This is a genomic window from Ruegeria sp. AL2, assembly GCF_056540845.1.
The window spans coordinates 92,219-105,832 of sequence record NZ_JBQFXM010000005.1; the positions used below are offsets into that span (position 1 = coordinate 92,219).

Here is a 13,614-nt window from a genome sequence, read left to right on the forward strand (position 1 = left end):
AGTCTGAGTTTTGTGTCAGACGGGGTTCAACCCGCCCCTATCGCGTTCAATTCGAGGCGACCTGATAGCTTTGCGGCAGGCCCGCGTATTCTTCGATCGCGCCCTGCAGCCATTCGTCATAGACTTCCTGGCTTACGACCTTGACGGTAATCGGCATATAGGCGTGGTCCTTGCCGCACAGTTCCGAACACTGACCAAAATAGATGCCTTCCTTGTCGGCCTGGAACCACAGCTCGGCCAGACGTCCGGGCACACCGTCCTGCTTTACGCCAAAGGCCGGGATGGTCCACGAGTGAATCACGTCGGATGCAGTCACCTGCATCACGATGACCTTGCCGACCGGAACGACTACTGCGGTGTCCGTGGCCAGCAGCCATTCATCGTCGCTGTAGCCTGCATCGATCAGCTTAGCGCGCATTGCGTCATCCAGAACAAACGGCGTCACGTCCGCGTCCGCAGGGCGTGCGCCCTCGTCCAGGGTCGCCGGGTGGCCCAGCAGATAGCTGTCGAATGCGAAATCGTGATCAACATACTCGTAGGTCCAGTACCACTGGTTGCCGACGACTTTGATGGTGATGTCACCTTCGGGGATTTCCTGCTGTTTGAAAAGAACTGGCAACGAGAACGCGCCAATAAACACCAGAATCAGGATTGGTCCCAGGGTCCAGGCGATTTCAACAGGGGTATAGTGCGAGAAACGTGCCGGGGTCGGGTTTGCGCGCTGATTGTAGCGCACGATGCAATAGACCAGCAAAGCTGCAACCAGCAGACAGACCGCGGTGATGATCACAAGAATCATGCTGTCCAGCTTCTGGATTCCTGTGGCAAGGCTGGTGGCCGCGGGCTGAAAGCCCATGCCGCCGTCTACCGGCTTGCCGATAATCTCAAGCTCCTGAGCCATGGCGGGTAGGCTGGAGAGGGCTGTCATAAACCCTGAAAGCATCAAAGCATTCTTCATGTTCTGTCCTGATCGTTTGATCTTTGCGTCCCTGACGGAAAGGTGTGAATCGGTCGCACCTCTCCCGTTGTCTTTGGCCGCGTTAAAAACCATATTCCAGCGGGTAGATAAAGCAAAATGCTTGCGTCAAACAGACGCTATTTTTGATCTGGATCAAACCCGAAAGGTCGCTACCCATGCCTGAAGCCCCGTTTCGCCCCTTTGAGAGCGCCCTGCCGCAAGATGAAGCACTGGCCATATTGCGCTCGGCAACGGACGGGGCCGAGGATGGAGAGCTGTTTGTCGAGCGTCGGAAATCCGAATCTCTGGTGTTTGACGACGGGCGGCTTCGCACCGCGTCTTATGACGCATCCGAGGGATTTGGCCTGCGCGCCGTTCAGGGCGAAGTTGCCGGATATGCGCATTCGACTGATGTATCGATTGCCGCGCTGAAACGTGCTGCTGAAACCGCGCGACTGGCGGTTGGCGATGGAGGCGGAACGCTCGCCGAAGCGCCCCGGCCCACGAATACGCGCCTGTACACGGACGAAGACCCAATCGAATCCGCCGCCTTCCCGGTGAAAATCGAAACCCTGCGGGAGATTGACGCCTTTGCCCGCGACCTGGATCCGCGGGTGGTTCAGGTCAGCGCAATGATCGCAGCCGCCGTTCAGGAGGTGGAAATTCTGCGACCCGATGGTGTGACGGTGCGTGACGTGCGCCCCATGACGCGCGTGAATGTCTCGGTCATTGTTGAACAGGACGGGCGGCGCGAAAGCGGATCGGCCGGTGGCGGCGGGCGGGTTGGCCTGAGCGGGTTGATCGACCCTGCCGACTGGCAGGCCAAGGCGCGCGAAGCCCTGCGCATCGCATTGGTCAATCTGGACGCGGTTCCCGCCCCTGCCGGCGTGATGGAGGTTGCACTTGGTCCCGGCTGGCCCGGTATTTTGCTGCACGAAGCCATCGGTCACGGGCTTGAGGGCGATTTCAACCGCAAGGGAAGCTCTGCCTTTGCCGGACTGATGGGGCAACAGATAGCATCTAAGGGCGTGACCGTGGTGGATGACGGCACGATTGCCGACCGTCGCGGCTCGATCACTGTGGATGATGAGGGCACGCCCAGTTCGCGCACCGTATTGATCGAGGATGGCATCCTGACCGGCTACATGCAGGATCGGCAAAACGCCCGGCTGATGGGCGTTGCACCCACGGGAAATGGGCGGCGACAGAGCTATGCGCACAAACCCATGCCGCGCATGACCAATACGATCATGTTGGGGGGCGACGCTGATCCGGCGGCTTTGGTGGCAGATATTAATGACGGCATCTGGGCGGTTGGATTCGGCGGCGGCCAGGTCGACATCACCAACGGCAAGTTCGTTTTCTCGTGCACCGAGGCGTATCGTGTCGAAAACGGCAAGATCGGCGCGCCGGTCAAGGGCGCCACGCTGATCGGTGACGGGCCATCGGCCTTGAAGCGCATCCGCGGCCTTGGCAACGATATGGCGCTGGATCCGGGTATGGGAACCTGTGGCAAGGACGGTCAATGGGTGCCCGTGGGTGTGGGTCAACCGACGGTGCTGATGGACGGGTTGACTGTCGGCGGGTCGGCAGCCTGAGGCGGAAGAGAAGCGCAAAGGCAGGCGCAGGGTTAACCATGCGCCACTTTGATTCGATAGCACTCCAACCGACGCCATTGATTTGAGCGCCGGTTGGAAAATATTCTTTTATTTATTTTCAGACACTTGATCGGTGTATTCTTCGAGAAATACAGATAAATCGCTGCTAATTATCTGCGATTCAGAGGCTGTTAACCCCCTGTCCCGTAAACCAGTTCTGCAATCAGGCGGAGCAACGGATGACCGAAGAGCAGCTTTCTTCCAATCACCCCCCACTCCCACCCACCACGGAAGAGGACCGGTTTTCGTGGCTTCGCCTGTTGCGCTCGCGCAAGGTCGGCCCGGCGACGTTTCGTCGGCTGCTGCGTGAACATGGCTCGGCGCAGAACGCGCTGGCCGCGCTGCCTGAAATGGCGCGCGCCGCCGGAATAGATGGGTATGAAACCTGTCCCCCCGGCGTGATCGAGGCGGAACTCAGGGCCGCAGAAGCCGCCAAAGCGCGGCTTTTGTGCCTTGGGTCCGCAGATTTCCCCAACGCATTGAACGACCTATCCGATGCCCCGCCCTTGCTTTGGGCCATCGGGGATGTGTCGCTGTTGCAGAAACCGGCGATTGCGATGGTGGGCGCGCGCAACTGTTCCTCGCTGGGCGCACGGATGGCGCGTGGTCTGGCGCGCGCCTTGGGTGAAAAGGGACATGTGATTGTCTCGGGTCTGGCGCGCGGCATTGATACGGCAGCGCATATGGCGTCGCTGGACACCGGCACAGTTGCCGTCATGGCGGGTGGTGTTGATGTCATTTACCCGGCCGAGAACACGGAACTGGCGCATAATATTGCAACCAAGGGACTGCGGCTGTCGGAACAGCCGATGGGCGTGACACCTCAGGCCAGGCATTTTCCGCGCCGCAACCGTATCATCTCGGGCCTGGCCCAAGCTGTCGTGGTGGTTGAGGCAGCCGCCAAATCCGGAAGCCTGATCACGGCGCGTGACGCCCTGGATCAGGGGCGCGAGGTTCTGGCCGTGCCCGGCCACCCGTTCGACGCCCGCGCTGCCGGGTGCAACCTTTTGATTCGGGACGGTGCAACGCTGGTCCGGTCGGTGGACGACGTTGTCGAGGCCCTGCCACGGCACGGTGATCCGATCTTTGCAAAACCCGAGCTGCCACCTGCCAAGCAGCCACGGCCTGCCGCACAGGATTTGCAGGCGCAAATCCTTGAGCGGCTGGGACCTTCCCCCATCGCCGAAGACCAGTTGCTGCGCGATATTGCGGCCTCGGCAGGGGATCTGGGGCCAGCGCTGGTCGACCTTGAACTGGACGGACGAATCCAGCGCCAGCCGGGCGGGTTGTTGTCTCTGGCAAGCTGACTTGGATGGAAGGCAAGAATGCCCAGCCGAACGCTCTGCTTGCCAGTCGGCGCGGGTATCATGCTGAAATCACGTCGCTTTTCCGCCTGCCAAAGGAACGCATTGACAATCCCCGCTTGCCCCACACATTTTGCACCACCATAAAAGGCGCCAAATTCGTCGAGCGAGGTTTCCCCTTAAATGCCCGTAGTTGTTGTAGAATCTCCGGCCAAAGCAAAAACAATCAATAAATATCTCGGCCCTGACTACACCGTTCTGGCCTCTTACGGCCATGTGCGGGACCTGCCGCCAAAGGACGGATCGGTCGATCCGGACCATGGATTTTGCATGACATGGGAAGTGGGCAATGACAGCCGCAAACATGTAAAGGCCATCGCCGACGCGCTGAAAGAAGACAACGCGCTGATCCTCGCCACCGACCCTGATCGTGAGGGCGAGGCGATCAGCTGGCACTTGCAGGAAGCGCTGACCAAGCGCCGATCGATCAAGAAAGATACACCGGTCAGCCGGGTGACCTTCAACGCCATCACCAAAGAGGCGGTGACAGAGGCGATGAAAAACCCGCGCGATGTCGATATGCCCCTGGTCGAAGCGTATCTGGCGCGCCGCGCCTTGGATTACCTTGTTGGCTTCAACCTGTCACCGGTTCTGTGGCGCAAACTGCCCGGTGCAAAATCCGCAGGTCGGGTGCAATCGGTCTGTCTGCGCCTGATCGTCGAGCGTGAGATGGAGATCGAAGCGTTCAAGCCGGTCGAGTACTGGTCGGTCCGGGCCCTGTTCGAGACACCGCGTGGTCAAACCTATGTGGCGCGGCTGGTCACGTTGGCGGGCAAGAAACTGGACAAGCACGATCTGGCCAACGCGACACAGGCCGAACTGGCGGTTCAGGCCGTCACCAGCCGCGCGCTGCATGTGACTTCGGTCGAAGCCAAGCCCGCCGCGCGCAATCCAAGCGCGCCGTTCATGACTTCGACCCTGCAACAGGAGGCCAGCCGCAAATTCGGCATGGGCGCGCGCCATGCGATGCAGGTGGCGCAGCGCCTCTATGAGGCCGGATACATTACCTATATGCGAACCGACGGGATCGACATGGCCCCCGAGGCCGTGACGGCAACGCGCGACACCATCGCGGATCGATACGGTGCAGAATATGTGCCGGACAGCCCGCGTATGTACAAGAACAAGGCCAAAAACGCGCAGGAAGCACACGAGTGTATCCGCCCCACGGATATGACGCGTGATGCAAAGGCGCTGAAGGTCACGGATGAAGATCAGCGCAAGCTTTATGATCTGATCTGGAAACGGACGATTGCCTGCCAGATGGCAGCAGCACGGTTAGAGCGCACCACGGTCGAGATTGGCAGTGACGACGGTCAGGTCGGTCTGCGTGCCACCGGTCAGGTGGTATTGTTCGACGGATTCATGCGCGTCTATGAGGAAGGCCGCGATGATGTCGCCGATGATGACGAAAAGCGCCTGCCACAGATCATGAAGGGCGACCCCGCGCGCTTTTCTAAAACTACGTTGCGCGATCAGTTTGCCAAGGCCACCAGCGAGTCGGACAAAGCCGCAATCATGGCAGATAACGAAGCCGTTCTGGCGTTGCAGCATCACACGCAACCGCCGCCGCGCTATACCGAGGCCACTTTGGTCAAGCGGATGGAGGAGCTGGGGATCGGACGTCCGTCGACCTATGCCTCGATCGTGACCACGATTCAGGACCGCGAATATGTACGCAAGGACAAGAACCGGCTGATCCCCGAGGAAAAGGGCCGGATCGTCACTATCTTTCTGCTGAATTTCTTCCGCCAGTATGTTGGCTACGAGTTCACCGCGAATCTGGAAGAGCAACTGGATGACGTCAGCGCCGGTGATCGTGACTACAAGGATCTGCTGGGCAAGTTCTGGCGTGATTTCTCAGTAGCGATTGGTGAAACATCCGAACTGCGCATCTCGGAAGTGCTGGACAAGCTGGACGAAGCATTGGCGCCACAGCTTTACCCCCCGCGTGAGGACGGGTCCGACCCGCGCATCTGCCCGAAATGCGGTTTGGGGCAATTGCACTTGAAAACCTCGCGCACTGGCGGGTTCGTGGGCTGCGGCAATTATCCGGAGTGCAACTATACACGGCCCATCGCCGGTGAAGGCGCGGAAGGCGACGAACAATTGCTGGGCGAAGACGCCGGGGATGAGATCTGGCTGAAATCCGGTCGCTTTGGGCCGTATGTCCAGCGAGGCGAACCCACGCCCGAGAACAAAAAGCCGCCGCGCTCCTCGCTTCCACGCGGCTGGAGCAAGGATGACATGGATCTGGACAAGGCGCTGACGCTTCTGTCCCTGCCCCGTCAGATCGGTGAACACCCCGAAGGCGGCATGATCACAGCGAACTTCGGGCGTTTTGGCCCCTATCTGATGCATCAGCTGGCCGATGAAGCCAAGCCGGTCTATGCCAATCTCAAAGACCCAAACGATGTGTTCGAAATCGGTATGAACCGCGCCGTTGAGCTTTTGGCCGAGAAACGGGCCAATCCCGGCGGACGCGGGCGCGCCGCGGCAAAAGCTTTGAAAGACCTGGGCGAGCATCCAGACGGCGGCGCGATGCAGGTTCTGGACGGACGGTACGGGCCATATGTAAAATGGGAAAAGGTCAACGCGACCATCCCGAAAGACATCAAGCCCGAAGAGCTGACGCAGGAAATGGCCATAGAACTGGTCAATGAGCGCGCATCCAAGAAAGGCACCAAAAAAAGGCTGCACCCCAAAAGAAGGCAGCAAAGAAAGCGGCTGAATAATCCGGACGTTTGACCGGGACATGTCACAAAGCGCGCAGGCCGGTTTCTGAATAAAGGAACCGGCCTGCGTGTTTATGGACTGACGCGATACAGGATTGCGTTGATCAGTAAAGGAGTTGAGACATGTTCAGAACCGCCATTCTTGTTGCGGCGATAGGCGTTGCGGCTGCCACGCAGGGCCAGGCCGCGCATCACGTCAAATCTGCCACAGCCGAAATCATCAACGCGCAAGGCGACGTCATTGGTCAGGCGAAGGCGACGCAAGGGCCCAATGGTGTTCTGCTGCACGTACGCGTCACTGACCTGCCGCCGGGAAAACATGGGTTACACCTGCACAGCCATGGTGTCTGCGAGGCCGGTGAAGGGTTCAAGACGGCCCAAGGCCATGTTGGCAAAGTTGAAGGCGCACATGGGCTGCTGAACCCTGAGGGCCCCGAGCCCGGCGATCTGCCCAATCTATATGTGGGACAGGATGGTGTGGGCGAGATGGAGGCCTTTACAAACCTTGTTTCACTTGAGGGTGACGGGAGCGCATTGCTGGATGCGGACGGGTCAACTTTCATCATCCACGAAGCTGGCGACGATCACATTAGCCAACCCATTGGCGGTGCCGGGGGGCGCATCGCCTGCGGAATCCTGATCGCCGACTGACATTATTGTAAGCTGAACTACCGTAGAAATACCTGAACCTTCTGGTTTCATTGACTTCCCCATGACGTGGCGGCAAAACCTGCCCATCACCATGTCATTGGGGGAGTTTTCCATGAAGAAAGTCTATGCCAATGCCGCCGAGGCACTCGATGGGGTGCTGACGGATGGCATGCTGATTGCCGCGGGCGGGTTTGGCCTGTGCGGCATTCCCGAACTGTTGCTTGCTGCCATCAGGGATTCGGGCGTCAAAGACCTGAGCTTTGCGTCGAATAACGCCGGTGTGGACGATTTCGGCATCGGCATCCTGTTGCAGACCAAGCAGGTCAAAAAGATGATCAGCTCGTATGTGGGCGAAAACGCCGAATTCATGCGCCAGTATCTGAGCGGTGAGCTGGAACTGGAATTCAACCCGCAAGGAACACTGGCCGAACGGATGCGCGCCGGTGGGGCCGGTATTCCCGGTTTCTACACCAAGACGGGCGTCGGCACCGTGATTGCGGAAGGGAAAGAGCACAAGGATTTCAACGGCGAGACCTACATCCTTGAGGAAGGAATCTTCGCCGATCTGGCCATCGTCAAGGCCTGGAAAGCTGACGACACCGGCAATCTGGTGTTCCGCAAGACCGCCCGCAACTTTAATGTGCCCGCAGCCACCTGCGGCAAGATCTGCGTGGCCGAAGTGGAAGAGATTGTTCCGCGCGGCTCACTGGACCCGGACAAGATCCACCTGCCCGGCATCTATGTGCATCGCATCATTCAGGGCGATCATGAAAAGCGCATCGAACAGCGCACCACCCGCAAGAAGGAGGACGCATAATGCCCTGGGACCGCAATCAAATGGCCGCACGCGCGGCAGAGGAACTGGACGACGGCATGTATGTGAACCTCGGCATCGGTATTCCGACGCTGGTGGCGAACTATGTGGGCGACAAGGACATCACTCTGCAATCCGAAAACGGAATGCTGGGTATGGGTCCCTTCCCGTACGAGGGTGAAGAAGACCCGGACCTGATCAACGCGGGCAAACAGACAATCACCGAACTGTCCCGCACCGCCTATTTCGACAGCGCTACGTCCTTTGCGATGATCCGGGGCGGCAAGATCGCTGCTGCGATCCTGGGTGCCATGGAAGTGGATGAGAAAGGCGACCTGGCAAACTGGATGATTCCTGGCAAGCTGGTGAAAGGCATGGGCGGTGCCATGGATCTGGTTGCAGGCGTTGGGCGCGTGATCGTGGTTATGGACCACACCAACAAGCACGGTGAAAGCAAGGTCCTGAAGGAATGCACTCTGCCACTGACCGGCAAGGGCGTCGTGGATCGCATCATCACCAATCTTGGCGTTCTGGACGTGGTCGAGGGCGGATTGAGGATCGTTGAACTGGCAGAAGGTGTCAGTGAAGACGAAATGCGCGCTGCGACCGAAGCGACAATCGTCGGCTGAACAAAAGAAAAGGCCCGCCGGAACGAGGCGGGCCTTTTTCAGTTTGAGGTCTGGAACACGCACCCATCTGAAATCAGATCCGGCGGTGTCGCGCACAAAGCCCGCGCGATCTGGAAAGCGGCCAGAACCTTGGGCACATAGTCTCGGGTTTCGGCATAAGGCGGCACGCCGCTGTGTTTACGCACAGCCCCCTCACCAGCGTTGTAACCGGCCAGAACCAAGATCGGATCATTTCCGAACTCTTCCATCAGCCAGTTGAGGTATTTCACACCCCCGGCGATGTTCTGCGAGGGTTGCAGACTGTCCTTAACTCCAAAGCGGGCAGCTGTGGCCGGCATCAACTGCATAAGACCCTGTGCACCGGCCGAACTGACGGCATCCGCGCGACCGGCCGATTCAACCGAAATGACAGCCAGCACCAGTGCTGGCGACACATTGGTTCCCACGGTTGATCGCAAAATCTCGATCCCACGTTCTTTCGCTATGTCTTGCAGCGATTGCAGCCGGGGTGATCTTACATTCGTCGCCGCCAGCGCGTTTATTGCAGCATCAAGCCGCCCGGCCCCGCCTTCATCAATGTGCGGTGAGATGCGGTCCCAGAATGCCTTGTACGACCCTTTAGGGTCAGGCGCGGCACCGATTCCCGGCACTGTGGGCTGAACCACTTTGGTTCTTGCTATGATTTCTGGAACCACCAGCTCCACCCCTGTGCTGGGGGCTGAGGGCTTGGCCGCGTGTTCCTCGGGTGTGATCTGAATGGTCACGCGAGGACGCTCACCCGGCTTGGGCGCTTTGATCCGCTTGTAAACTCCGCGCGGCTCAACCTCGGTCGCATACCCGGGTGCGACACCAGATAGTAGAAACGCCAGTACACCGGCGCATTGAAGTGCGTTCCGGAGAGTCATGTGCCTGCCTCATGTATTCTTTTTACCCGATTTGAACCGCGAATCTTCGCCCAAAGCCAGAAAAACAAAGCGAATTGGGGCAATTTCGCCTCATTTGGCGTAAATTTGCACCGCTGTGGAGCTCTTGGTGCGGATCAAAGAATTTTTTTTTATTTTATTTACAATGCTTTGCCCATTTAGTGACCAAAAAGTTAAGCCGCACGAAAAAAAATCTGTGTTTGGCCCAATTCCTGCCACGCACAACAGGCAAACATTAATCCATACCGAGACGGACATGAGCGGACTGAGAGAGAAAGCTCTGAAGAACGCCGAGGTTTGTTAAACTCTTTTTGATCCTTTAGGAGGGACGTAACATGATCAAGTTCATCAAGAACTTCCGCAAAGACGAAGACGGCGCAGTAACAGTTGACTGGGTTGTTCTGACCGCAGCAGTCATCGGCCTGGCAGCCGTTGCATACCAGCAGATCTCGGCTGGCGCGACCGGCCTGGCAACAGACGTGAACACCGCTCTGCAAGCATCGTCGATCAGCACCGGCAGCAACACCGCAACAGGTGGTATCACAGCTGCAGGCACCAACTAAGCCTTTGGTTTAGCAAGATTTCGAGACCGCGCCTTCAGGCGCGGTTTTTTTTGTTTCAGAAGACCGGTACCTTCTGAGGCAAAGATTCAGGCTAATAGACATGACTCCGCGCGCCACACCACGAGCGCCACCGAATTAGTCACGCCCTTTTTCAGGTCTCACCGCAACAAGTAACACGTGAAAAAGTGCAGAATCTTAGATATTTCCACCAAAATCAACTTTTGGCCTGATTTCCGCCATCCGAACGAACCACTGTTGGGCGACGTTATGGGAAACACTGAATTGTCGTATTGGAGATAAGTAGATGCTAAAGTTCCTTACTCGCTTCAAATCGGACGAAGCAGGAGCGGTGACCGTTGACTGGGTGGTTTTGACCGCGGTGCTCATCGGTCTGTCAAGCGCGACCTACCTCGTCATCAGCTCAAGTGTTGATGGTATCGGCGGTAACATCAACCAAGCCATGAGTTCCTCTGTTGTCAGCACCGGCTCGAACACCGGGCCTGGCGGTCTCGTCACAGCGGGAACCAACTGAACCACAGCGAGTTTTCACATTCACGCGCCTTCCTGAGCTTGTTGGCGAACGTGTAGGGCAAATAAACGCGGCGACCTTTTGGGGCGCGGCGTTTGTTTCGTTGTTCTTCGTCTGGCCTGCCGCAAGGAAATGACAGCAGTCGTTTTGCGGAATTGTGCGAAAGCTGACGCAGAATCTAACAAGCAGACATTTTTGTCCCACATTTCGACACAATTTACATTTAACACTTGGGCTGTTTCAAAGTGGCCCTTTGGCCGCTTAGTATCCGACTAAATAAGAAAGAGGTGCATGTATGCGAGCGGTATTCGGACTTGTCCTGATTGTCGGCGTTGCTCTGGCTGGGGGCGCCGTTTACATGGCGCGCAACTATATTGCGGCTTATCAAAGCGAATTGGCGCGGCAGAAACAAGCGGCAGAAGAAGCGCTGGCCAATGCCAAAGTCGATGTCATTCCAACGGTAACCGTTTACGTTTCAAATCGTGCGCTGAAATACGGTGAACGCCTGACGCAGGAGGACATTCGCGCCGTAGACTGGCCGGAAAACGCGATTCCCGCAGGTACATTCTCTGATCTCGCTGTGCTCTTTCCCGAAAGAGGCGCCAATGAGCGTTATGTTCTGAGGACCATGGAAAAGGATGAGGCGATCATGGAGGTCAAGATCACACAGCCTGGCGAATCGGCCGGTTTGACCTCTCGTCTTGAAAGAGGTATGCGCGCCTTTGCGATTAGCGTTGACGTGGCCTCTGGTGTTTCAGGATTCCTGCGCCCCGGCGATAATGTCGACATATACTGGACCGGATCGAGCGGAACGGTAGAAGGGAATTCTGGCGGCATCACCAAACTGATCGAAACCAACGTTCAGCTCATCGCCGTCGACCAGACCGCTGGTTCGGACGTCGCAAGTGCAACGATTGCACGCACAGTTACGGTCGCAGCCACACCGGAACAGGTTGCTGCGCTGGCGCAGGCGCAGAACACTGGTCGCCTGTCGCTGGCCCTTGTTGGGGTGCAGGATGACTCAGTTGCGTCGGCAATCGAGGTGGATCAGCGCAAACTGCTTGGAATTACGGCAGCCGCACCGGAACCCGAAAAAGAAGTTGAACAGGTTTGCACGACACGCATTAGACGCGGCGGCGAGATTGTCAACGTGCCTATACCCTGTACAAATTGACGCCAATTCAGAGTGTTACAAGATCGGAGCCGCATCTCAGATGCGGCTCTTTTCTTGTTGTTGTTGCCAATTCTCCACATAAGGAAAATTCCAGAAACCATTGATTATTGCAATAAATTCGGATTTCGCGCAGTCTCTTAGCACATAGGGCATAAGACCCAAAAAACGAGGCGTGATCGGAGAGGCAGGTCACATGACAATACGTTCCTGGATCAGCGCAACCCTGCTGGGGTTGTCGCTTGTTATGAGCCCTGTCGGCGATGCCGCCTGGGCTGAAACCCTTCGCGTGGTGAAAAAGGGCACAGTGGAAACGCTGGAAGTTCCGATGAATCGCGCGATTGTTGTGGAAAGCGAACAACCGTTTGCAGAGCTCAGCATTGCCAACGCAGGCATTGCGGATATCTCTTCGCTTTCGGATCGCACAATCTATGTTTTGGGTAAGGCCCCTGGCCTGACCACGCTAACACTGTTTGATGGCGCAGGAAATCTGCTTGCCAACGTACGTGTCCGGGTCTCGCCCGATGTAACCGAATTTAAAGAGCGTCTGCGTCAGATCCTGCCAAGCGAGCAGATTGAAGTGCGCACCGCCAATGATGGCATCGTACTGTCCGGCACGGTTTCAAGCGCCGCCAAACTGGCCCGCGCACTTGAATTGGCTGAACGCTACGCGCCCGAACGTGTATCGAACCTGATGTCTGTAGGTGGCGTGCAGCAAGTGATGTTGAAAGTACGCTTTGCCGAGATGAATCGTACTGTTGCCAAAAACCTAACAGCGTCGCTTGGTTTCGGCGGCAGTGACGTTACCGGCGGTTTCAACACACTCAACAACCAGCTTTCGCTGAACAACGCTATCGCGAACAACATCCCAAACGTTCAAACAAATACAGGCGCGATCCTGTTTGGGTTTGGCGCGGGCTCGACGCAGGTTCGCTTGTTGCTGGAAGCGCTTGAAAGCAAGGGTTTGGCCCGCAGCCTAGCCGAACCAAATTTGTCTGCCCTGTCTGGGCAAGAAGCAACATTCCTGGCCGGCGGCGAAGTTCCGATTCCTGTACCACAGGATGATGGCGTCGTAGCTATTGAATATAAGGCTTTCGGGGTCGAGATGGACTTCATCCCACGTGTTGTGGATGGTAACCTGATCAACCTTGAAATGGGAACTGCCGTTTCCAGCATCGATCAAAGCTCGGACTTTACGATCAACGGCGATTCTGTTCCCAGCTTCATTACCCGTCGTGCGACGACCACGATTGAACTGCGCGATGGGGAAAGCTTTGCCATTGCGGGTCTGATTCAGGATGATTTTGCTGATCTCAGCAATCAGGTTCCGTGGCTGGGAGATGTACCGGTGCTGGGCGCATTGTTTCGCAGCGCGAACTATCAACGCGCTCAAAGCGAACTTGTGATCATCATCACGGCGCATCTTGTAACGCCGACACGCGGCGAGGCGCTAGCCCTTCCTACCGATCGTGTCAAACCGCCCAGCGAATTTGACCTGTTCGTGAATGGTCGGGTTGCTCGTACACAGCGTCCCGGAGCCGGCGGAGCATCCGAAGTTGCCAAACAGGACTTCGGCAGCTCGTACGGCTACGTCCTAGATTGATCAGGAGGATAGGACC

At 57.4% G+C, this 13,614-nt stretch carries 12 protein-coding genes; 10 read left to right on the forward strand and 2 right to left on the reverse strand.

Features of this window, described 5'->3' with window-relative positions:
* Window positions 1-46 precede the first annotated feature (46 nt).
* A complete protein-coding gene (gene coxB / locus ACR0ID_RS09210; RefSeq protein WP_480473697.1) occupies window positions 47-958 on the reverse strand; it encodes a cytochrome c oxidase subunit II in 912 nt (303 codons plus the stop codon).
* 176 nt (window positions 959-1,134) lie between these two features.
* Here coxB and tldD point away from each other — a divergent pair, with 176 nt between their 5' ends.
* From tldD to ACR0ID_RS09240, 6 genes are all read left to right on the forward strand, one after another.
* The gene (gene tldD / locus ACR0ID_RS09215) at window positions 1,135-2,556 is read left to right on the forward strand and encodes a metalloprotease TldD (protein ID WP_480604984.1); all 1,422 of its coding nucleotides are present in this window, start codon (window positions 1,135-1,137) and stop codon (window positions 2,554-2,556) included.
* Between the two features lie 239 nt (window positions 2,557-2,795).
* The gene (gene dprA, locus ACR0ID_RS09220) at window positions 2,796-3,923 is read left to right on the forward strand and encodes a DNA-processing protein DprA (protein ID WP_480604986.1); all 1,128 of its coding nucleotides are present in this window, start codon (window positions 2,796-2,798) and stop codon (window positions 3,921-3,923) included.
* Between the two features lie 180 nt (window positions 3,924-4,103).
* Window positions 4,104-6,728 (forward strand): type I DNA topoisomerase, encoded by a 2,625-nt coding sequence (topA, locus tag ACR0ID_RS09225; RefSeq protein WP_480604988.1) that lies wholly within the window; start codon window positions 4,104-4,106, stop codon window positions 6,726-6,728.
* A 110-nt stretch (window positions 6,729-6,838) separates the two neighbouring features.
* Window positions 6,839-7,366, forward strand: coding sequence for a superoxide dismutase family protein (locus ACR0ID_RS09230; RefSeq protein ID WP_480554473.1), 528 nt, complete (start codon window positions 6,839-6,841; stop codon window positions 7,364-7,366).
* A 112-nt stretch (window positions 7,367-7,478) separates the two neighbouring features.
* The gene (locus ACR0ID_RS09235; RefSeq protein ID WP_209505579.1) at window positions 7,479-8,183 is read left to right on the forward strand and encodes a CoA transferase subunit A; all 705 of its coding nucleotides are present in this window, start codon (window positions 7,479-7,481) and stop codon (window positions 8,181-8,183) included.
* Window positions 8,183-8,809 carry a 3-oxoacid CoA-transferase subunit B gene (locus tag ACR0ID_RS09240; protein ID WP_480473704.1) on the forward strand — a complete coding sequence of 209 codons (627 nt, stop codon included), beginning with the start codon at window positions 8,183-8,185 and terminating at the stop codon, window positions 8,807-8,809. The genes ACR0ID_RS09235 and ACR0ID_RS09240 overlap by 1 nt, the downstream gene beginning before the upstream one ends.
* 38 nt (window positions 8,810-8,847) lie before the next feature.
* Here the strand turns inward: ACR0ID_RS09240 and ACR0ID_RS09245 are convergent, their stop codons facing one another.
* A complete protein-coding gene (locus ACR0ID_RS09245; protein ID WP_480518854.1) occupies window positions 8,848-9,714 on the reverse strand; it encodes a lytic transglycosylase domain-containing protein in 867 nt (288 codons plus the stop codon).
* 353 nt (window positions 9,715-10,067) lie between these two features.
* Here ACR0ID_RS09245 and ACR0ID_RS09250 point away from each other — a divergent pair, with 353 nt between their 5' ends.
* From ACR0ID_RS09250 to ACR0ID_RS09265, 4 genes are all read left to right on the forward strand, one after another.
* Entirely contained in the window at window positions 10,068-10,295 is a 228-nt protein-coding gene (locus tag ACR0ID_RS09250) for a Flp family type IVb pilin (protein ID WP_171724432.1), read from the forward strand.
* A gap of 304 nt (window positions 10,296-10,599) precedes the next feature.
* On the forward strand, window positions 10,600-10,827 hold the full coding sequence (locus tag ACR0ID_RS09255; RefSeq protein WP_480518852.1) for a hypothetical protein: 228 nt from the start codon (window positions 10,600-10,602) through the stop codon (window positions 10,825-10,827).
* A 292-nt stretch (window positions 10,828-11,119) separates the two neighbouring features.
* Complete coding sequence (gene cpaB, locus ACR0ID_RS09260; protein WP_480604990.1) at window positions 11,120-11,998, forward strand: Flp pilus assembly protein CpaB; 879 nt, start codon at window positions 11,120-11,122, stop codon at window positions 11,996-11,998.
* Between the two features lie 193 nt (window positions 11,999-12,191).
* On the forward strand, window positions 12,192-13,598 hold the full coding sequence (locus ACR0ID_RS09265) for a type II and III secretion system protein family protein (protein WP_480604992.1): 1,407 nt from the start codon (window positions 12,192-12,194) through the stop codon (window positions 13,596-13,598).
* Window positions 13,599-13,614: the final 16 nt, after the last annotated feature.